The following is a 21528-nucleotide window of genomic DNA, read 5'->3' as shown; positions in this document are numbered from 1 at the left end:
TCATCTATATTAATCAAAAACCGAACGAATCGAAGTTCATATTCGCTATCTTATTCTTCAAAACATAATAGTTGACTGCAATATCAAAAGGCTTCTTCTTTACTTTCTCACCTTTCACTTTGTCCAGTTTTCCCATGGGCTTCACCGAACTTATACAATCCTTATACTCCTTGTTCTCAAAAAAAGCAAGCAACTTGCCCTGGCTCTTCGCTTCCGCCTCCGACTCCGTCATCGAAATCACAGCCGGATAATCCTTGGAAAAACCCGAATAAAGCAAAGCACGGATTACACGCACTTCCGCATCCTCCTGCGCCAAAGCATCATTCTTGCCATATCCCAACGTACGGAGTACCACGACGGCATCTCCTCCACGTCCCCTTACTTCCATTAAATTAACCGATCCACCATAATTCACCGGTTTTACCTTTTGGGCAAAAGAAGTCGTGAAGCACAGTAAACAGAAAAAAGAAAAAATCAATATCTTCTTCATATATCAACGGGATTTTAAAAGTAACAGTCTACATTGCAGGAAACTGTTGGCATCCAATGTAGGTATCAATTCTATTATACGGTCTTTACCCTCGGTGAAAGAAACCGCAGATGTAGAAGCGCGCAAGTCTTGTACCTTTACAGCACCAACCACTTCGCTCTGACGCTCCCCACCACTATATTTTATCAAAGAAACCTGGAACTGATCTCCTTTTCTTATATTCAGGCTCTCGCCGCAGGTAATGACATATTCATCTCCTTCGTAGCCGAGAAGCCCGTATACCGGGATATTATTCAAAAAGAAGTCCGTCAAAGGCTCCGTTAAAGTAGCCAGAGCTTCCTGACAAGCGGCGTCCCGGTTGGGACGGATAGCGGTTTTCTTGATATCGCTGATAAACTCACGCGAAATCAATGCTGCCGCCGTAGAATCGCGCGCATCACTGATGCTTACTTTCAGGCGAAGTACACAGGAATAACCTGCTCCACCTGCCCTGCGGGTGAACTGGCAACTGTTTATATCACAGGAAAGCGTATAGTCATTCTGCTTGGAAGATACGTACTCTATCTTTTCCGCTCTGGACATCTTCATAAACAGACTGGCCTCTGCATCCCGTGTGAGGGCTTCCAATGCGTTTTCATCGGATATCTCAAAACGCCCGCTCGCCTTTGCCACTTCATCCAGCTTGGCACGTACATTCCCCTCATAGATACGAATCATATCCATAGGTTTGGTATTACCTTTGGCCTCCTGCTCTTTGGCAATATTCACCAAAGTGCCGTCCGTAACCTTTATATCTACAAGACGTAAGGTCATTGCGTTCTTACCCTTACTTTGGGCAAAAACACCCAAAGCAAGAGTAAGCATTACAAACAATAAATATATCTTTTTCATCGTGCTGTCCCTTGTTTACAACTATTCTTCTTTCACTTCCTGCCCCTCGTTGGCTTTCTTATACTTCAGTTTCTCCGTGTTCTCTTTGATATTACGCTGAATCAATGGAATTACATTTACAGACATCTTAATAGCTTTTGTTGCCTGTTTCACTTTCTTTCCGATTGTCAATGCTTTCAATGGGTCCGAAGTCAGAGATGCCAGTGCCGATACGCTTTCAGCAGTAAGGGAGACTCCACGGGCAGCAGCCTCTGTAAGATTCAGAGTAGCGATACTATATACTTTCAGCGCATCATTCTTGGCAATGGGTTCGTTTGTATTCTTGTTTTTGGCATTCCAAATCGTATCCGTCACTCCCATTTCTTCGTCAAAATAAGGTTCGGGAACCATCTCTATAAAAGCGGTATTCTCTTCTACCCGTTGCAGCAAAGCAAACAATTCATTCGTGTGTATAAAAAATGTATCAACTTCCGCAATGCCTATATTGGCTTCGATAGGCTCCCACTCTGCCAAAAATTCTTCATAATCTGCACGCAAATCAGCTATTTTAGCATCCTTCTTGGCTGCTTTCTTCAATTTAGCTTCTTTCTTGGCATTCTCTTTTGCTTGTTTTCGTGCTTCTTTTTCTTGTCTTGCTTTCTCTTTCTCCGTTAATTCCTGAGAGTAAGTAGTGGTAGTCAAAACAAGCAGACCCAATAAAACCAATAAATATTTCTTCATAACCTGTAATTTTTAATGTGAAACAGAAATAGTACTTCTGCTCCAGGGTTTATAATAAATGTGTAAATCTCCCTTTTCGCCTAAAAAATATTGATAGTTGTGAACAGCTTTTTACTAAATCTGAAAATACGCTTCACAGTCAGTTTCCAATCTGCTTAATCATGATATCACATCTTATCAATCCGTCTCAGATAACTTTTTTTTTCGTTAACAAAGATAAGCGCATTTTAATATTGCGTATGTACACTAATTTTATTATATTTACCCAATAAACACCTACTATTAACCAAAATACTATCAGAATGAACACAAAACTAAAGAAAATCGCAGGACAACAACTGCAGCTGCTACGCTTGGAGAAGAACCTGACACAAGAACAAATGAGCGAAAAACTAAATCTTTCTACAAGTGCCTACTGTAAAATTGAATATGGTGAAACGGATTTAACACTGACAAGATTAGACAAAATCGCAAAGGTACTGGGTATCTCTGCGTTAAGTCTATTCAGCTACATAGACAAAAGCATGAATCCGAATACAGACAACAGTTGCAAAAACAACAGCAACAATGACAGCGCATATGACCTGAATGACCTCCGTGAACTCATCAAGGCCAACACCAGAATCATCGACCTGCTATCCAAACGGATAGACTTATTGGAACAAAGATTATAGGAAAGGAAGCTCCAACTGCCCGCCACCCAGCAAATTGAACGTCATGCGGTGATAAGGAGTGGTTCCCCGTTCGGCAATAGCCGCACGGTGCTTCTTTGTGGGATATCCCTTATTATGATTCCAGTCGTAATAAGGGAACTCTTCGTGCAGCCGGTTCATATAATCGTCGCGATAGGTCTTGGCAAGAATGGAAGCAGCTGCAATGGAAAGGTATTTGCCGTCGCCTTTCACAACGGTGGTATGCGGAATGTCCCGATATTTCTTGAAACGATTGCCGTCGATAAGCAAATGTTGCGGACGTAGCTGCAACCGGTCAACAGCACGGTGCATGGCAAGAAAAGAAGCATTGAGGATATTTATCTTATCTATTTCCCCGGGAGAAACAATCCCCACCGCCCATGCCAACGCTTCTTTCTCAATGACTTCGCGCAGGGCATACCGCTGTTTTTCGGTCAGTTGCTTGGAATCGTTCAGCAGTTCGTTCTTGAAATCTTTGGGAAGAATAACGGCTGCGGCATAGACAGCACCGGCAAGGCAGCCGCGCCCCGCTTCGTCACATCCCGCTTCTATCAGTTCTTTATTTAAATAAGGTAACAGCATACATCACTACATTAGAATGCGCAAAGATAAACCTTTTCATAAGTAAACCGGATTTTTAAAGAGAATAAATATGACTATCTTTGCCGGCAAATTAAAATACAACAGAGATGTTTACGATTATCGGACTGATGCTCACCGGAATGTTGCTGGGCTATCTCTTACGGAAAAGAAGTTTACATAAGATTCATACTGTCATCACGGTATTAATCTGGGCGCTGCTGTTCATCCTCGGCATTGAAGTTGGCGGCAACGAGCAAATCATCAAAGGATTGCACACCATAGGCATCGAAGCCGTGATACTGACCTTGGGCAGTACGTTGGGCAGTGTCATTGCTGCCTGGGCGCTGTGGAAAGCTTTATATAGGAAGAAAGGAAAAACGGCATGAAAGGCAGCCTTATTATAATCGGTTTCTTTGTTTTGGGTACGCTTTGCGGAATTTTCCACCTGATACCCGTTGATGCAGTCATGGATAGCAAGGTCAGCTTCTATGCACTTTGCGCCCTGATGTTCAGTGTAGGATTGAGTGTGGGTAACGACCCGCAGACATTGAAGAATTTCCGTTCGCTCAATCCCCGGCTGGTATTTCTGCCCATTATGACGATACTGGGCACACTGGCAGGCTCTGCAGCGGTCAGCCTCATCCTGACGCACCGTTCCCTGACCGATTGCCTGGCCGTAGGTTCGGGATTCGGATATTATTCACTCTCCAGTATCTTCATTACCGAATACAAAGGAGCCGAACTCGGAACTATCGCCCTACTCGCCAATATCAGCCGCGAGATACTTACCCTGCTGGCAGCACCGTTACTGGTACGCTGGTTTGGCAACCTGGCTCCCATCTCTGCCGGCGGCGCCACAACGATGGATACCACACTCCCGATAATCACCCGTACCGCAGGACAGCAGTTTGTCGTAGTCTCCATATTTCACGGATTTGTTGTGGATTTCAGCGTGCCGTTTCTGGTGACCTTGTTCTGTTCGATATAGGTGATTACAGACAAAGCGCTGCTTCGAACGTAGAAATTAGGATATTATTGTGATAAATCCATCCCATGAGACAAATATATTCGTCTCGCGAAACGGCAAAAATCATCCCGTGAGATGAATAAATCCGTCTCACGGGATGAATGATTTCGTCTTACGGAACGAATCGCTTATGTTTAGAACAGGCTCCAAGCCACAGTCAGCCCCGCCATAACAATGGCCACCATGCTCATCAGTTTGATAAGGATATTAAGGCTCGGACCGGAAGTATCCTTAAACGGATCACCTACCGTATCGCCTACAACCGTGGCTTTATGCACTTCGCTGCCTTTGCCGCCGAAATTGCCTTCCTCGACATACTTCTTGGCATTGTCCCACGCACCGCCGGCATTCGCCATAAAGATAGCAAGTACGAATCCGCTGCTAAGTCCGCCGATAAGCAGTCCCAACACACCGGGAACACCGAAGACAAGTCCGGTCAGAATGGGAGCAATGATTGCTATCAGCGAGGGAACTACCATTTCGCGTTGCGCGCCTTTCGTGGAGATGGCTACACAACGTTCATAATCGGGTTCGGCCTCACCTGTAAGGATACCCTTTATCTCGCGAAACTGGCGGCGTACTTCATCCACCATATGGGCAGCGGCACGACCTACGGCATTCATCGTCAGTCCGCAGAACAGGAAAGCCATCATCGAACCGAGGAACATGCCCGAAAGAACTTTGGGATTCATCAACGTTACATCGTAGTGGTGCATGAAATCAAAGAAAGTGGCATCTTGTACGGACACCGCTTCACCGCCCACAAAGATGTCGGTAGTGCCCAGACGGGTCAGACCGATACGGATTTCCTCGATGTAGGATGCAAGCAGGGCAAGTCCCGTCAATGCAGCCGAACCGATGGCAAAGCCCTTACCCGTAGCGGCTGTCGTATTGCCCAAAGAATCGAGCGCATCGGTACGCTTACGCACCTCCTCGCCCAGACCGGACATTTCCGCATTGCCGCCGGCATTGTCGGCGATAGGACCGTAAGCGTCCGTGGCCAGTGTAATGCCCAACGTGGAAAGCATGCCTACGGCAGCGATACCGATGCCGTAAAGTCCCAGACCTACATTGGCAAAGTCGAAACCGGAAGCAAAAAGATAGGAAGCAATGATGCCCACCACTACGGCAATTACCGGAATGGCAGTAGAGAGCATACCCAGACCGATACCCGAGATAATGACAGTAGCTGGCCCCGTCTTGCCGCTCTCACTCAATTTCCGGGTGGGGCGGTAAGACTGGGAAGTATAGTATTCCGTGGAACGACCGATAACGATGCCTACCACCAGCCCCACAACCACCGAGCAGGATATCCACACCCAGTTGTCCAGCTTCAACAGCCAAAGGATAAGGAAAGTGGCAATGACTATCAGCACCGAACTCAGGTTCGTACCGAAAGCAAGGGAGTTCAGCAGGTCCTTCATCCCGGCATTCTCTTTGGTACGCACGGAGAAGATGCCTATAATAGAAAGGATAATCCCCACAGCGGCAATCAGCATCGGGGCAATGACGGCTTTGAACTGCATCAGCGTATCCCCCGAATGGATAAAAGCGGCTGCGCCAAGAGCCGCCGTAGCAAGAATGGAGCCGCAATAACTCTCGTAAAGGTCGGCTCCCATACCGGCAACGTCGCCCACGTTATCGCCTACATTGTCGGCAATGGTTGCGGGATTGCGGGGATCGTCTTCAGGGATGCCGGCTTCCACTTTGCCCACAAGGTCGGCGCCTACATCGGCGGCTTTCGTATAGATACCACCGCCCACGCGTGCAAACAACGCCTGTGTGGAAGCTCCCATACCGAACGTCAGCATCGTAGTGGTGATAATACAAAGTTTATGAGTGGGTGTCATCACATCCACAGGGATAACCGCATTGAGCAGCAGATACCAGAAGGAAATATCGAGCAGGCCAAGCCCCACTACAACCAGCCCCATTACCGCACCGCTGCGGAAAGCGATGCACAAACCCGCATTCAATGAGTTACGGGCAGCGTTTGCCGTACGCGCCGAGGCATACGTGGCCGTCTTCATACCGAGAAATCCGGAAAGGCCGGAGAAGAATCCGCCTGTGAGGAAAGCTATCGGAACCCAGGAGTTCTGCACTCCGAAGCCGTAAGCCATAATCGAGAAGAGAATCACCAGTCCCAGAAACACCCATCCCACAATCTTATATTGCTGACGGAGATAGGACATGGCGCCTTTGCGCACAGCAGCGGCAATCTTAACCATTTGAGGAGTTCCCTCACTCTCTTTCATCATCTGACGATGGAAATACCAGGCAAAGCAAAGCGCCAGAACGGAAGCGGCCGGTACCAGCCAGAAAAGCAATTGGTCCATAGCATAAATCGTATTAAAAGGTTGAACGAAAGCTTAAAAGTATTGATTTGAAATGAAATAAGCAAACGATTAACCGAATTTATGCCAAAGACTGGAAAAACAAAAGAATATATCAGAACGTACTTGATGATTTCCTTTAGGCACGGAATTACACAGGATTTCACGGAAAAGAATAAAGTTAATCCGTGAAATCCTGTATAATTCCGTGCCTGAAAGAAATAAACCGCAAGCGTTTTTTATTTTGCCGCACTCTCTTTATTCTACCGTCACAGCCGTACCGCAAGCAGTCACCATCAGCATACTGCCGCTGCCACCTACCGTTTCGTAATCAAGGTCAACGCCAATCACTGCATTAGCGCCCAACAAACGGGCTTGTTCCTGCATCTCGCGAAGCGCCGTATCTTTAGCCTCACGAAGCACTTCCTCGTACGAACCGCTGCGTCCGCCTACCACATCGCGGATACTGGCAAAAAAGTCACGGAATACATTGGCGCCGATAATTGTTTCGCCGGATACGATGCCATAATAACGGGTTATCTTTGCACCCTCAATCACTGAAGTCGTTGTTATTAACATAATCTTTATTTTTAAGTTATCTGCAACTTATCAGACGCACAAAGAGGAAGAAAAGTTGCAGCAATAGTCAAAAAAAAAATTAAATACGCAATTTCATCCGGCAAGCATCAAAACATACGGCTCACACGCTCTATACCCGCTACCAATACATTTATCTCTTCTTTCGTGTTATACAGGCCAAATGAAGCACGCACCGTTCCTTCAATGCCGAGACGCTGCATCAACGGTTGTGCGCAGTGATGCCCCGTACGTACGGCAATGCCCAAACGGTCGAGCAAAGTGCCCATATCGAAATGGTGAATATCGTCTACGAGGAAAGAGATAACACTCCCTTTCTCTTCGGCCTCACCGAAGATGCGCATACCGGGAATCTCTTTCAAACGTGTCATGGCATATGTAGTCAGTTCATGTTCATGGGCGGCAATCTTCTCCATGCCGATGGCAGAAACGTAATCCAACGCTTTGGCAAGCCCTGTCGTACCGATATAATCGGGTGTTCCCGCCTCGAACTTGAAAGGAAGTTCATTGAAGGTAGTCCGTTCGAACGATACGTGCTGTATCATTTCGCCGCCACCCTGATAGGGGGGCATCTTATCGAGCCATTCTTCTTTACCGTAAAGCACACCCACACCGGTAGGGCCGTACACCTTGTGACCGGAAAAAACGTAGAAATCCGCATCCAAATCCTGCACATCCACCGGCATATGCGGAATGGACTGGGCTCCGTCCACAAGCACGGGAACGCCTTGCCCGTGGGCATAGCGTATCATCTCCTTTACGGGATTCACCGTACCCAGCACATTGGATACATGGGCTACGCTGACAATCTTCGTACGTTCGGAAAACAACTGTTTGTACTCGTCCAACAAAAGTTCGCCTCTGTCATTCATCGGGATAACTTTAATGGCAATCCCTCTTTTGGCAGCCAGCAATTGCCAGGGAACGATGTTGCTGTGATGTTCCATGACGGAGAGAATCACCTCATCCCCCTCCTGCATAAACTCTTCACCGAAGCTGGATACAAACAGATTGATACTTTCCGTCGTGCCGCGGGTAAAGATGATTTCATTCGTACTGCCGGCATGGATGAACTTCCGTACCGTCTCGCGAGATGCCTCGTGCAACTCCGTAGCCTGCTGCGAAAGGAAATGCACACCGCGATGCACATTGGCATTGACCGAATAGTACTCATCCGTAATGGCATCCACCACCTGACGGGGTTTCTGCGTAGTCGCACCGTTATCAAAGTAAACCAACGGCTTACCATATACCTCACGGGAAAGTATCGGAAAATCAGCTCTTATCTTTTGAAGGTCCATATCTTTTAAATTATGAATTATGAATGAAGAATAAGCTGCGCAGCATCAGTACCCGCATGGCAATTCTTCATTCATAATTCTCCATTATTTACATATTGCACACCCGCGGCATTTGTTCAGTTCACCGCGGAAACGTTTCTCCACCAACAGGTGCAGACGGTCTTTCAAGGCATCCAGGCGGATTGTGTCAATCACCTCGTTTACAAAAGCGAACATCAGCAGCAAACGTGCCTCATGCACGGAGATGCCGCGCTGCTGCATATAGAACAGGGCGCTTTCATCGAGCTGGCCTACCGTAGCACCATGACTGCACTTCACATCATCGGCATAAATCTCCAGTTGCGGCTGGGTATACATATGCGCTTCGCGAGTGGCGCAAAGATTACGGTTCGTTTGCTGGGAACTCGTATGCTGCGCACCCGGACGTACCAGTACCAGGCCTGCAAAAGCACCGACAGACTGGTCGTCGAGCACATACTTAAAGAGTTCGTTGCTGGTACAGTTGGGCACTGCATGGTCTATGGTGGTATTGTTGTCCACATGCTGGTTCTTATCCGCAACAGCCATCCCGCAAAGGTTCAGTTCAGCACCTTCGCCGGCAAGCGTAACTTCGGTTGTATTACGGGTAGTACCGTTATGCAAAGTCATTCCGTTCAGCAAAACGTTGCTGTTAGCTTCTTGTCTGACATACAAACTGTTGATGCGTACCGTACTGGTATGCGTCTCTTCCAGTTCATAGAAGTCGAAAGTGGCGTTCTCCCCAACGAATACCTCTACCACTTGCGTAGCAAGGAAATTCACACTGTCCATGGCGTGGTCGCATGCCAGAAGACGGGCTTGCGCACCCTCTTCCAAAATGATAAGCACACGGCGGTTTACCATAAAGTTGACATCGCCGCGCAGAATGTTCACCAACTGGATAGGTTTCTCCACCACCACGTTCTTGGGAACATACAGCAATACGCCGTCCTGCGCAAAGGCTGTATTGAAAGCCGTCACTCCATCTTTGGAAGTATCTGCCAGCTTACCGTAGTACTTCTTCACCAGCTCCGGACGCTGCTCCGCCATTTCCTTGAGGCTACCGAAGATAACGCCCTCAGGCAAATGCGACTTCGGCAAAGCCTTGTTATAGAAAGCATCATTCACAACAAAGTAAAGGGAGGTGCTCATATTCGGCACATCGCACTTGAATACTTCGTAGGGATTAACCGGAATCTCCAACCGATTCAGGTTCAGTCCGTAATCGGGTTCAAAGAACTTGCTGACATCGGTATATTTATATTTCTCCGTCTTACGGGTAGGAAATCCAAGCCGCTCGAAGTCGGCAAATGCAGCGGCACGCGGAGCATTCAGCGCTTCGGCGCTATGGCGGCATATCATCGCCTCCGTCTGGGAGAAAAGGTCTATATATTGTTGCTCTACACTCATGTTATCTGATTATGAGTTTTGAATTATAATTATGAACGGGCTGCGCATCATCATGTCGCAGGATAATTCATAATTCATAATCCATAATTTATAATTCACTCGCTTCTTTCTTAATCCAATCGAAGCCGCGTGCTTCAATCTCCTTAGCCAGTTCGGGACCGCCCGTCTTCACGATGCGTCCGCCAAGCAGTACATGGACGGTATCCGGTTTCAGATAGTCCAGCAGGCGTTGGTAGTGGGTGATGACCATTGCGCTGGTTTGGGGAGTCTTCAGTTTGTTGAAGCCATCGGCTACAATGCGCAAAGCATCTACATCAAGCCCGGAATCCGTTTCGTCAAGAATGGCGAAAGTAGGTTCCAGCATAGCCATCTGGAAGATTTCGTTACGTTTCTTCTCACCGCCGCTGAAGCCTTCGTTCACGCTACGGTTGGCAAGTTTGTTGTCCAGTTCGACAATGGCGCGTTTCTCGCGCATCAGTTTCAAGAATTCGCTGGCAGACAGGGCGGGCAGATGACGGTATTTACGCTGTTCGTTGACAGCGGCACGCATAAAGTTCACCATCGAAACTCCCGGTATCTCCACCGGTGTCTGGAACGAAAGGAAAACACCTTCATGAGCGCGGTCTTCAGGACTCATAGCCAAAAGGTCCTTACCGTTGAAAGTTACCGTACCGCGTGTCACCTCGTATGCAGGATGTCCCACCAGCACATTGCTCAGTGTACTCTTTCCGGCTCCGTTCTGTCCCATCAGGGCATGCACCTCACCGTCGCGGATCGTGAGGTTGATGCCTTTCAATATCTCTTTGCCATTGATGCTGGCGTGCAGGTCTTTTATCTCTAACATGATATTTAATTTTGAATTTTGAATTCCAATAGCTATCCTACGCTTCCCTCGAGTGAAATAGCTAATAATTTCTGAGCCTCTACGGCAAACTCCATAGGCAGCTTGTTGAGTACCTCCTTTGCATAACCGTTCACAATCAGTCCTACGGCATCTTCCGTAGAGATACCGCGCTGGTTGCAATAGAATATCTGGTCTTCGCTAATCTTGCTGGTGGTTGCCTCGTGCTCTACAATGGCCGTCTCGTTATGGATATCCATGTAAGGGAACGTATGCGCACCGCACTTATCGCCCAGCAGCAAGGAGTCGCACTGGCTATAGTTGCGGGCATTGTCCGCTTTTTGGGCAACGCGCACCAGACCGCGATAAGAGTTTTCGCTCCGTCCGGCGGAGATACCCTTGCTGACGATAGTGCTGCGGGTATTCTTTCCGAGATGAATCATCTTCGTACCGGTATCTGCCTGCTGGTAATTATTGGTTACCGCCACGCTGTAAAACTCTGCCGTAGAGTTATCGCCCGAAAGGATGCAGGACGGATATTTCCAGGTAATGGCCGAACCGGTTTCCACCTGCGTCCAGGACAGTTTGCTATTTACCCCTTTGCAGTGTCCGCGTTTCGTTACGAAATTATACACGCCGCCTTTGCCTTCGGCATCACCCGGATACCAGTTCTGGACAGTGCTGTACTTCACTTCCGCACGGTCGTGCACCACAATCTCCACAATGGCGGCATGCAGTTGGTTTTCGTCACGCATCGGCGCCGTACATCCCTCCAGGTAGGAAACGTACGAATCATCATCCGCCACAATCAACGTTCTTTCAAACTGTCCGGTATTGCGGGCATTGATACGGAAGTAAGTGGACAACTCCATCGGACAACGTACCCCTTTCGGGATATAGACGAAAGAACCGTCGGAGAACACCGCAGAGTTCAGTGCAGCAAAGAAGTTGTCGCGATAGCCCACCACCGAGCCCAAGTACTTCTGTACCAAATCAGGATGTTCGCGCACTGCTTCGCTGAACGAACAGAAGATGATGCCTTTCTCCATAAGCGTCTCCTTAAAGGTAGTCTTTACGGATACAGAGTCCATTACGGCATCCACCGCCATACCGCTAAGTGCCATCTGCTCTTCCAGAGGAATGCCCAGTTTATTGAATGTCTTGACCAGCTCCGGGTCTACCTCGTCCATGCTCTTGGGTCCGTCCTTCTTCTTGGTAGGGTCGGCATAGTATGAGATAGCCTGATAGTCTATTTCAGGAATACGGAGATGCGCCCATGCAGGCATCTCCAGCGTCAGCCAATGGCGGTACGCTTTCAGGCGGAACTCCAGCAACCACTCGGGTTCTCCTTTTTTCTCGGAAATCAGCCGCACCACATCTTCATTCAAACCACGCTCGATGATGTCTGTGTGCACGTCGGTCGTAAAACCGTACTTGTACTTCTCCTGAGTGAGTTCCTTTACATATTTATTGGGTTCTTCTTGTTGCATTGTTTCTATAATTATAAAATTACAAGTTACGAATCAAACCACATCTCCATTCACAATCTGTTCCGTAACAGCCTTTGCTGCAGGAAAGAATATTCCGGCAAATGACTTCATGGGATAATATAACACCGATTCTTTCTTTTTTGTTTGACTGAGCAGCGTATTGTCCGAATCTATAAATTCGATAACGCCCACCAGCAAACTCACCAGCAGAAGTGCTTTCAGCGCTCCCAGCCCGGAACCCAGCCAACGGTTCAGCCAACCGAGCGACACGGCTTCCATCGCCTTCGTCAGCAGCGAAGCTATCAACGCAAAAGCCAGAGGCACCGCTACCCAGATAGCAATGAATGCCAGCACTTGCGCCACTGTCATTGAATCGGTAATCCTGGAAAACACTTTCTCGGCAACGGAAGCATACAAAGCCTTTGCCGCCACCAGACCGGCAACCAGTCCCAACAAGGTAGCCAACTGCTTTACAAAACCTTTTATAAAACCTACAAGCGCTCCGGCACCGATTATTACCAAGATTATACTATCTACAACAGCCATAACTATATTAAAAAGGCGCGGATTACACGGACAAACACGGTTTTTCTTAACCAATCCGTGAAATCCGTGTAATCCGCGCCTGAAGATTTTTTATATATTGCTTACAGAGTCTGCTTTACCTCCACTTCTTCGTAAGATTCGATGATGTCTCCTACCTTGATGTCGTTGCAGTTTGTCAGGCTGATACCGCATTCGAAGTTTGTTCCAACTTCCTTTACATCGTCCTTGAAGCGCTTCAATGCATTGATATTTCCTGTGAAGATAACAATACCGTCGCGAATCAGACGGGCCTTGTCGCTGCGTTTCACCTTTCCGGTCTTCACCATGGCACCTGCCACAAGACCCACTTTGGTAATGTTGAATACCTCGCGCACCTCGATAGTGGCCGTCACCTGTTCCTTCAAAGTCGGCGCCAGCATACCTTCCATGGCAGCCTTCACCTCTTCAATGGCATCGTAGATGACAGAGTACTTGCGGATGTCCACACCTTCCTGCTCTGCCAGTTTGGCGGCAGCACCCGAAGGACGAACCTGGAATCCAACAATAATCGCATCCGAAGCGGCAGCCAGAGATACATCCGATTCGGAGATAGCGCCGACGCCTTTGTGAATAACGTTTACCTGTACCTGCTCGGTAGACAGCTTAATCAACGAGTCGCTCAACGCTTCAACGGAACCGTCCACGTCACCTTTCACGATGATATTCAGTTCGTGGAAGTCGCCCAATGCCAAACGGCGGCCCACTTCATCCAACGTCAGCATCTTCTGTGTACGCAGACCTTGCTCACGCTGCAACTGTTCGCGCTTGTTGGCAATTTCACGTGCTTCCTGTTCAGTCTCGATTACATGGAATGTATCGCCTGCAGCCGGTGCACCGTTCAGGCCGAGAATCAAAGCCGGTTCCGAAGGACCTGCCTCTTTCATGCGCTGGTTACGTTCGTTGAACATGGCTTTCACCTTACCGTAACTTGTACCTGCGAGCACAATATCACCCATCTTCAAAGTACCGTTGGATACCAGCACTGTAGCCACATAGCCACGACCCTTATCCAATGAGGACTCGATGATGGAACCGGTAGCACGGCGATTCGGGTTTGCCTTCAAATCCAGCATTTCGGCTTCCAGCAATACTTTCTCCATCAAATCGCTTACGCCGATACCTTTCTTGGCTGAAATATCCTGAGACTGGTACTTACCGCCCCATTCCTCAACGAGGAAGTTCATGGCAGCCAGTTCTTCCTTAATCTTATCGGGATTAGCGGTCGGCTTGTCAATCTTATTGATAGCGAATACGATAGGCACACCGGCAGCCATGGCATGGTTGATGGCTTCTTTGGTCTGCGGCATCACATTGTCATCGGCAGCCACAATGATGATGGCGATATCCGTTGCCTTGGCACCGCGGGCACGCATGGCGGTAAACGCTTCGTGACCCGGAGTATCGAGGAACGTAATCTTGCGTCCGTCTTCCAATGTCACGTGGTAAGCACCGATATGCTGCGTGATACCACCCGCCTCACCGGCAATAACATTTGCCTTACGGATATAGTCGAGCAACGAAGTCTTACCGTGGTCTACGTGACCCATCACCGTTACAATCGGAGCGCGAGGCTCTAAATCTTCCTCGGCATCCTCTTCTTCGACAATAGCCTGGGCCACTTCCGCACTTACATATTCTGTCTTGAAACCGAATTCTTCCGCTACCAGATTGATTGTTTCCGCATCCAGACGCTGGTTAATGGAAACCATCATGCCGATGCTCATACAAGTAGCGATAACCTGCGTAACGGAAATATCCATCATGCTCGCCAGCTCATTGGCAGTCACGAACTCGGTCAGCTTCAATATCTTGCTTTCCGCCATTTCCTGGTCTTCCAGCTCCTGCATACGGCTGGATGCCATGTCACGTTTCTCCTTACGGTATTTCGCACCCTTATTCTTGCCTTTGGAAGTGAGGCGTGCCAAAGTTTCCTTTACCTGTTTTGCCACATCCTCTTCACTTACTTCCTGCTTGATTACAGGTTTCTTGAAGCGGTCTTTATTCTTGTTCTTACCGGCTTGTTGGTTATTACCCCCTTGCTGGCCGCCTTTCAGACGATCGTTTCCGCCACGCTGGAAGTTGGATGCATTGTTGATATCCACCTTTTCCTTGTTAATGCGGACGCGTTTTTTCTTGCCGTTGGCATCGTTGCCATCTTTCGTCTTATTATCGTCACGACGAATCTCCTTGATAATGGCTTCTTTCATCAGCTTCTTCTGATCCTGACGCTGCTTTTCTTTTTCTTCACGCTCCTTGCGCTTTTCCTCTTTCGATTTCTTCTTCGGACGTGTAGACTGATTCAGCGCAGCGAGGTCTATTTGTCCGATGACGTTAATCTTCGATACAAACTCAGGCTGATGTATTTTGAATATTTCTTCTTTTTCATCTTTATTTTCCGAAACAGCTTCTTCGGTTGCAGCGGGAGCAGGCTCCGCGTTAGAAACCGGTACGGGTTCTGCAGCCACCGGCGCAGTTTTTTCTTCTTCTGCCGCCGGAGCAGGTTCAACCACCGGAGCAGGTGTCGGCTCGGGCTGAGGTTCGGGAACGGGTTCCGGTTTCGGAGCCTCAACAACAGGTGCAGGTTCTTCCGCCTTTACTTCTTCAACCACCGGCATCTCCGGTTCCACCGCTTCTTCCTCTTTTTCCACAGTATGTTTGCGATTCAGTTTATCCAAATCAATCTTCCCGACAGGCTTAAACTTCGGACGTACATCTTCGGGAACCACAGCCTTTACCACCTCTTCGGTTTTCGGCTTTTCCTGTGCTTCCTTGTCATAACCGTCAATAGCCACCGATGCCTTGTTGCGTTCCTTACTCTGACGTTCCTGAATGAAACGCTCCGTTTTCAATTTAAGATCCTTATCTGTACTAAACTCTTTCACAAGCAAGTCGTACTGCTCGTCGGTAATCTTCGTATTGGGATTTGCTTCAATGGCATATCCCTTCTTTTGCAAGAACTCAACTACCGTCGTGATTCCTACATTTAAATCTCTTGTTACTTTATTTAACCTTATCGTCATACTTTAATTTAATGAATAATGGAGAAAGAAGTGGTGGTTAGTGATTAGCGATTAGGGGTTAGCGATTAGTGTTTAGTGATGATTTTATTATACATACCAAAAATCACTTATCACTAACCCCTAATCACTTATCACTAATTTTCCCCTTCTTCAAACTCCGATTTCAAAATGCGTAATACTTCGTCCACCGTTTCCTCTTCCAGGTCAGTCTTCTCAATCAACATCTCGCGCGGTGCATTCAACACAGCCTTGGCGGTATCAATACCGATAGCCTTAATGGCATCGATTACCCAACCGTCAATCTCATCGCGGAATTCATCCAAGTAGATATCTTCATCCTCTACCGCTTCATCCAATTCGCGGAATACGTCAATGGTGTACTCAGTCAACATACTGGCCAGCTTGATATTCAAACCGCCTTTACCGATAGCCAGCGACACCTCTTCCGGTTTCAGGAAGACTTCCGCCTTGTGCTCTTCCTCGTTCAGACGGATGGAAGATATCTTGGCGGGGCTGAGGGCGCGCTGTATAAACAACTGGATATTCGACGTATAGTTGATAACATCGATATTCTCGTTGCGAAGCTCGCGGACAATACCATGAATACGGCTACCCTTCACACCGACGCAGGCACCTACCGGGTCGATACGGTCATCGTATGACTCAACGGCAATCTTAGCACGCTCACCGGGAATACGGGCAATCTTCTTGATAGTAATCAGTCCGTCATTGATTTCGGGTACTTCCATCTCGAACAGACGTTGCAGGAAAACGGGCGACGTACGACTCAGGATAATCTTCGGATTATTGTTCTTGTTGTCGACGCGGGCTACCACGGCGCGGGCAGTCTCACCCTTACGGTAGAAGTCGCTCGGAATCTGTTCGGTCTTGGGCAACAGCAGTTCATTGCCTTCGTCATCGAGCAGCAACATTTCCTTTTTCCAAATCTGGTAAACCTCTGCATTGATAATAGTACCCACCTTATCAATGTATTTATTGTAAATACTGTCTTTTTCCAGTTCCAAAATCTTGGAAGCCAATGTCTGGCGCAAGTTCAGAATAGCACGGCGGCCGAACTTCGCAAAGTTCACCTCATCCGTCACTTCCTCTCCCACCTCGTACGAAGCGTCAATCTTCCGGGCTTCGCTCAAAGAAATCTGCAGGTTCGGGTTTTCAAGGTCCTCATCCGCCACAACTTCACGATTACGCCATATTTCGAAGTCACCCTTATCCGGGTTCACAATCACGTCGTAATTCTCATCGGTTCCGAACATCTTTGCAATCACACTGCGGAACGACTCTTCGAGTACGCTCACCATGGTGGTTCTATCAATATTCTTCAGTTCTTTAAATTCCGAAAAGGTATCTATCAAGCTGATAGTTTCTTCTTTCTTGGCCATAGTCTTATTTAAAACTAATTAAGTATTTAGTATATTTTATCTCTTCGTATGTAAAGGTCAGGTCCTCATCCACCATTTTAGGACGCTTGGCTCCCTCCTCTTTCACTTTCTTCTGAACAGTGACGGTAAACTGCCGCTCGTCGGCATCTTTCAACACTCCGCAATGCTTGCGGCCGTCTTTTGCCAATACTTCCACTTCCTTGCCGATGTGGTTGACGTACTGTTGCAGCACTTTAAACGGTTGTCCGATACCGGCAGAACCGACTTCCAGTTCGTAATCCTCATCCTCACGATTCAACCGGGACTCTATGTAGCGGCTCAGTTCTACACAATCCTCAATCCAAACACCTTCTTTGTGGTCTATCTCCACCACAATCTTGTCATCCGGGCTGATTATGACTTCCACCAGGAAGTACTCCTTATCTTCCAGCCACTCGTCTACAATCTGACAAACTGTTTTCTTTTCTATCATAGATTAACCATTAGGAACAAAAAAGAGGAGCTCAATCGCCCCTCCACCTTTCATCCGTTTCGGTTGCAAAGATATAAATAATCTGTTCGACTACAAAATAATAGGAGAAAAAAAGAATATTTAGCACTCCTGCCCGAATTTATCTTCCATTCAAAATTAATCACTACATTTGCAGGGTTCTTTAAACTCAATCGTCATGGCACATCACCTGAATACCAACAAACAGTTTATGATAGGCAACGGCATCCTTGCTTTTGCCGTAATATTCGTTGTCGTTATCTTCGTCTACATGAGCATGCGCCTGCAACGGCAGAAAGAGGGCGAACGCCACTTTGCCGAAACCTACAACATCACTTTGGTGAAAGGCTTTGCCGGCGATTCCATCTCCATCCTTCTCAATGACAGCGTGCTGGCAGACCGGCGCATCGGTGAAGAGCCTTTCAATATCGAGGTAAAACGGTTTGCCGAGCAAAGCGCACTGATGATAGTGGACAAGGCAACCGACAGACTTTCTCTGTTTGAGTTGAGCGAAAAAGGCGGTAACTATCGTTTTGAAAAAGACGGCGATGAAGTGAAGCTGTTGGCACAGTAGTCCGTTTCCGTGCCTCTCCCACTATAATCGGCCTGCTTCAGAAGTCTGTCCTATACTTTCTCAGCTCGCTGCGCAGCAGTTGCGCCTTGCCATCCGTCATGCCATCAAGCAACGCCCAAAAGCGCTCGCCATGATTCATTTCACGGGTATGTGCCAACTCGTGCAGCAGCACATAGTCTATCAAGTGTTTGGGCAATAGAACAAGGAAATAGGACAGATTGATGTTTCCACGGGCGGAACAACTTCCCCAACGCCCGCTGCTGGAGTTTATTTTCACACTCTTATAAGAAAGATTATGCTGCAACGAGAGTGCATAAAGCCGAGGCGGAAGAATAATCTTGGCATTACGCCGCAAGGCTTCCTCAATCACTTTACGCAGCCAAGCCTGCAACTCCTTATTTGAGAAGTCTGCATCCGGCGGACAGATAATCTGCATTTCCCCCAGTTCCGAGCGCGAAAGGAAGCGGTCGCGTTCTCCGCCGACCAAACTCAACTTGAAGAATTCCGTATCAATCTGATAGTCCAAATCAATCAGCGGACGGCTTTGCTGCTGTCGGGCGGCCCTCAGCCGGGGACGCAGTTGCTCCACAGCATTCTTTACTTCTCCGATGGTTGTACCCGGCGGAACAGTTACATGAATGGCATCCTCACGCGTACGAAAGGTCAGACGCCGGGCACGGACATTCACCCGTACCAACAAACGTCCCAACTCCTTATCCTCTAAAACATGCTCCGTTGCCATCTGTTCTTTCCTCCTTGAAATAAGGACAAAAGAACGAAGAATCGTCCGAAAAAGCAAACGCTTGTCTACCAAAAACGAACAATGTGTTCAAAAGCGGACACCGCATTTCCTCCATTACATCCTAATAAACAAAGATTTATGCTTATGGCATAGGATTTGAATAAGAACCGGCAGCAAGAAGTTCCCGGTAAAAAGTCATAATCCCCTGCAACTTTTTGAGAAAAGACTACGTCTAACAAACAAGAACACTTAAAATACATTGAACATGAAAACATTAACAGCAATCATCGTATCAGGCATCTTCGCATTAAGCGCAACAGCCTGCACGTGCAACTCCGGTCTGTTTGGCGGAAAAACAGTCAAAGCCAGCAGGAACTATGTAACCAAGAATATCAAAGTAGACAACTTCACCGGTCTGAACCTGGCAGGCAGCCCGAATGTTACTTACACCCAAAAGGCGGGAAAACCCGAAGTGGAAGTGTACACTTCCGACAATATCGTAGACCTTCTGGACATCAATGTAGTTAACAACACCTTGAATATCAAGTTCAAGAAAGGTGTCAGCGTATCTTACAACAAGCTGGAGATACGCGTCTCCTCCGAGACACTCAACAACATCTCCGTTGCCGGCTCCGGTAATGTAGAGTTAGCCAACGGACTGAAAACAGACCACCTGAAAGTATCCGTAGCAGGTTCGGGAGACATCGACGCGGACAACATAACCTGCACCGGCAATCTTAACGTATCCGTGGCAGGGTCGGGCGACATAGAAGGCAGCAACATCACTTGCGCCAATCTCACGGCATCCATAGCCGGTTCCGGAGATTTGAAGCTTGACAACGTATCGGCCGCCGGCACCGAAGCCTCCGTCTCAGGATCGGGCACGGCAATATTGACGGGAACTTCCCAGGAAGCCGATTACCGTGTAGCGGGTTCGGGCGACCTGTTTGCATCCGGTCTGCAGGCAAAACGCGTATCGGCAAGCGTATCCGGTTCGGGAGACATCAAATGCCATGCCACCGACTTCCTGAAAGCACGTACCAGCGGCAGCGGAAACATCGGTTATAAGGGCAACCCGGAACTGGACTTCCCCAAGAAGGGATTATACAAGCTTTGATTCTACATACACTGCAGAGGGAGGGGGCAACTTTCCGCTCCCCCAACAACAATAAAAGGGACGCTGCATCACGCGGCGTCCCATTTATCTTAGTTAGTTTCTATAAAATTTTGAGAGAATTGAAACTTCACAGCCTCTGTTTTTGTTTTAATAAAAGCACACTAACTATATTATATTTAAAGCAAATGAAAATGTTATTTTAAAAGCAAATGAAAATATCTACTGTCTGTTTTCCTTCTCCTTGCTTACACGGTGCAGACTATCCAATATCTGCTTCTCGTGCGTTGCGGCCCTATCCCCCGAAAGGGCGACCGACGGAGCGGAAATTTGTTTGCCGATAGTATCGGCGGCAGCCACCTCTCTTACATCGGCAAAGAACGAATGTTGCATCACATTGCCCAATGAAAGCACCACTGCCACTGCGGCTGCGGCTTTAAACAACGGCATGAAGCGCGCCGTCAATGTCATGCGCCTGGCCTTCACAACCGGAGCTTCAATCTCGGCAAGCACCCGTGCATCGAAATCCGCACCCAGATGCTCTTCCTGCTGAAGTTGCTGATATACAAACAAATCCTTATAACGCGACAAGTGTTCGGGAACGTCCTCTTCTGTAAAGAAAGTACGCAACTGCGCTTCTTCCTCAAGAGAAGTCTCACACTGCCAATAACGTTCTAAAAGTTGTTCTATATATTTAAAGTCCATAACCTTCTATATCAATAAACCGTTGTTTAACCTTTTGCCTTGCCCTGAAGAGGTTCACTTTCACCTGTTCCTCTGTCAGACTCAGGACAACCGCAATCTCCTTGTAGCTCTTACCTTCCATATCCCTCAGCTGCATAATCAGCCGCTGCTTTTCGGGAAGTTCGTTTATCAGGCGGTGTATCAGAGCCATTCGTTCTTTATTCACCAGCCTTTCGTAAGGGCCCGATGCTTCGGAAGCCTCTTCCATATCGGGGGTAAGTTCCACCGCTCGGGCGTCTTTCCTTTCGCTGCGGTCTATCGCCAGATTCCTTGCCACTGTCAGGCAATAGGCTTCGACAGAACCGAACTGCGTCCACTCGTCGCGCTTGTTCCATACCCTAATCAGCGTTTCCTGCACAACATCTTCCGCTTCCGCCCGGTCGGATGTAATCCTCAGGGCCAACCGAAAGAGCTTGTCTTTCAGAGGGAGAATGTCATTACGAAAACTGATTTCCTGCATCTCTAAT

Annotated in this window: 22 protein-coding genes; 5 read left to right on the top strand and 17 right to left on the bottom strand. The window is 47.9% G+C overall.

Annotated elements, in window-relative coordinates; translation table 11 throughout:
- Positions 1 to 13 precede the first annotated feature (13 nt).
- Genes NQ565_RS04080 through NQ565_RS04070 form a run of 3 tightly spaced genes read right to left on the bottom strand, consistent with a single transcriptional unit; the run spans position 14 to position 2101 of the window.
- A complete protein-coding gene (locus tag NQ565_RS04080) occupies positions 14 to 490 on the bottom strand; it encodes a hypothetical protein (RefSeq protein WP_005656068.1) in 477 nt (158 codons plus the stop codon).
- Positions 491 to 493: 3 nt separating this feature from the next.
- Complete coding sequence (locus NQ565_RS04075) at positions 494 to 1381, bottom strand: hypothetical protein (protein ID WP_005656067.1); 888 nt, start codon at positions 1379 to 1381, stop codon at positions 494 to 496.
- A gap of 21 nt (positions 1382 to 1402) precedes the next feature.
- Positions 1403 to 2101 (bottom strand): hypothetical protein, encoded by a 699-nt coding sequence (locus NQ565_RS04070; protein WP_005656065.1) that lies wholly within the window; start codon positions 2099 to 2101, stop codon positions 1403 to 1405.
- Positions 2102 to 2403: 302 nt separating this feature from the next.
- Between NQ565_RS04070 and NQ565_RS04065 the strand changes: the two genes are divergently transcribed.
- Complete coding sequence (locus NQ565_RS04065; protein WP_005656063.1) at positions 2404 to 2775, top strand: helix-turn-helix domain-containing protein; 372 nt, start codon at positions 2404 to 2406, stop codon at positions 2773 to 2775.
- On the opposite strand, the gene NQ565_RS04060 is transcribed toward NQ565_RS04065, so the two are convergent.
- On the bottom strand, positions 2770 to 3375 hold the full coding sequence (locus NQ565_RS04060; protein ID WP_005656061.1) for a ribonuclease HII: 606 nt from the start codon (positions 3373 to 3375) through the stop codon (positions 2770 to 2772). The two genes, NQ565_RS04065 and NQ565_RS04060, sit on opposite strands and share 6 nt — an antisense overlap.
- 107 nt (positions 3376 to 3482) lie before the next feature.
- Between NQ565_RS04060 and NQ565_RS04055 the strand changes: the two genes are divergently transcribed.
- Together NQ565_RS04055 and NQ565_RS04050 are read left to right on the top strand one after the other, a co-directional pair.
- The gene (locus NQ565_RS04055; protein WP_005656059.1) at positions 3483 to 3761 is read left to right on the top strand and encodes a LysO family transporter; all 279 of its coding nucleotides are present in this window, start codon (positions 3483 to 3485) and stop codon (positions 3759 to 3761) included.
- Positions 3758 to 4363: a LysO family transporter gene (locus tag NQ565_RS04050; RefSeq protein WP_005656057.1), complete on the top strand. Its 606-nt coding sequence runs from the start codon at positions 3758 to 3760 to the stop codon at positions 4361 to 4363. Before NQ565_RS04055 ends, NQ565_RS04050 begins: the two co-directional genes overlap by 4 nt.
- A 173-nt stretch (positions 4364 to 4536) precedes the next feature.
- Here NQ565_RS04050 and NQ565_RS04045 read toward each other — a convergent pair whose 3' ends face one another.
- The 10 genes from NQ565_RS04045 to rimP form a co-directional block, all read right to left on the bottom strand.
- On the bottom strand, positions 4537 to 6738 hold the full coding sequence (locus NQ565_RS04045; RefSeq protein ID WP_005656055.1) for a sodium-translocating pyrophosphatase: 2202 nt from the start codon (positions 6736 to 6738) through the stop codon (positions 4537 to 4539).
- A gap of 255 nt (positions 6739 to 6993) precedes the next feature.
- A complete protein-coding gene (locus tag NQ565_RS04040) occupies positions 6994 to 7314 on the bottom strand; it encodes a heavy metal-binding domain-containing protein (protein ID WP_005656053.1) in 321 nt (106 codons plus the stop codon).
- 107 nt (positions 7315 to 7421) lie between these two features.
- Positions 7422 to 8633, bottom strand: coding sequence for an aminotransferase class V-fold PLP-dependent enzyme (locus tag NQ565_RS04035; protein ID WP_005656052.1), 1212 nt, complete (start codon positions 8631 to 8633; stop codon positions 7422 to 7424).
- A gap of 84 nt (positions 8634 to 8717) precedes the next feature.
- Entirely contained in the window at positions 8718 to 10061 is a 1344-nt protein-coding gene (sufD, locus tag NQ565_RS04030) for a Fe-S cluster assembly protein SufD (protein ID WP_005656050.1), read from the bottom strand.
- An 88-nt stretch (positions 10062 to 10149) separates the two neighbouring features.
- The gene (gene sufC / locus NQ565_RS04025) at positions 10150 to 10905 is read right to left on the bottom strand and encodes a Fe-S cluster assembly ATPase SufC (RefSeq protein ID WP_005656048.1); all 756 of its coding nucleotides are present in this window, start codon (positions 10903 to 10905) and stop codon (positions 10150 to 10152) included.
- 32 nt (positions 10906 to 10937) lie between these two features.
- Positions 10938 to 12392 carry a Fe-S cluster assembly protein SufB gene (gene sufB, locus NQ565_RS04020; RefSeq protein WP_005656046.1) on the bottom strand — a complete coding sequence of 485 codons (1455 nt, stop codon included), beginning with the start codon at positions 12390 to 12392 and terminating at the stop codon, positions 10938 to 10940.
- 33 nt (positions 12393 to 12425) lie between these two features.
- Positions 12426 to 12938, bottom strand: a complete 513-nt coding sequence (locus NQ565_RS04015) for a CvpA family protein (protein WP_005656044.1) — start codon at positions 12936 to 12938, stop codon at positions 12426 to 12428.
- A gap of 101 nt (positions 12939 to 13039) precedes the next feature.
- Positions 13040 to 15997 (bottom strand): translation initiation factor IF-2, encoded by a 2958-nt coding sequence (gene infB, locus NQ565_RS04010; protein ID WP_005656042.1) that lies wholly within the window; start codon positions 15995 to 15997, stop codon positions 13040 to 13042.
- A gap of 134 nt (positions 15998 to 16131) precedes the next feature.
- Entirely contained in the window at positions 16132 to 17397 is a 1266-nt protein-coding gene (gene nusA / locus NQ565_RS04005; protein ID WP_005656040.1) for a transcription termination factor NusA, read from the bottom strand.
- A gap of 4 nt (positions 17398 to 17401) precedes the next feature.
- Positions 17402 to 17869 (bottom strand): ribosome assembly cofactor RimP, encoded by a 468-nt coding sequence (gene rimP / locus NQ565_RS04000; RefSeq protein ID WP_005656038.1) that lies wholly within the window; start codon positions 17867 to 17869, stop codon positions 17402 to 17404.
- 196 nt (positions 17870 to 18065) lie between these two features.
- Here rimP and NQ565_RS03995 point away from each other — a divergent pair, with 196 nt between their 5' ends.
- Positions 18066 to 18461 (top strand): hypothetical protein, encoded by a 396-nt coding sequence (locus NQ565_RS03995; RefSeq protein WP_005656036.1) that lies wholly within the window; start codon positions 18066 to 18068, stop codon positions 18459 to 18461.
- A 37-nt stretch (positions 18462 to 18498) separates the two neighbouring features.
- Here NQ565_RS03995 and NQ565_RS03990 read toward each other — a convergent pair whose 3' ends face one another.
- Entirely contained in the window at positions 18499 to 19203 is a 705-nt protein-coding gene (locus NQ565_RS03990; RefSeq protein ID WP_005656034.1) for a YgjP family zinc-dependent metalloprotease, read from the bottom strand.
- Between the two features lie 265 nt (positions 19204 to 19468).
- Between NQ565_RS03990 and NQ565_RS03985 the strand changes: the two genes are divergently transcribed.
- Positions 19469 to 20320, top strand: coding sequence for a head GIN domain-containing protein (locus NQ565_RS03985; protein WP_005656032.1), 852 nt, complete (start codon positions 19469 to 19471; stop codon positions 20318 to 20320).
- A 219-nt stretch (positions 20321 to 20539) separates the two neighbouring features.
- On the opposite strand, the gene NQ565_RS03980 is transcribed toward NQ565_RS03985, so the two are convergent.
- Entirely contained in the window at positions 20540 to 21022 is a 483-nt protein-coding gene (locus NQ565_RS03980; RefSeq protein WP_005656030.1) for a hypothetical protein, read from the bottom strand.
- Entirely contained in the window at positions 21012 to 21521 is a 510-nt protein-coding gene (locus tag NQ565_RS03975; protein ID WP_005656029.1) for an RNA polymerase sigma factor, read from the bottom strand. Before NQ565_RS03975 ends, NQ565_RS03980 begins: the two co-directional genes overlap by 11 nt.
- Positions 21522 to 21528 lie beyond the last annotated feature (7 nt).

This window comes from Bacteroides stercoris ATCC 43183 (assembly GCF_025147325.1).
GTDB lineage: Bacteria > Bacteroidota > Bacteroidia > Bacteroidales > Bacteroidaceae > Bacteroides > Bacteroides stercoris.
This window is presented reverse-complemented; position numbering and strand designations above follow the sequence as displayed.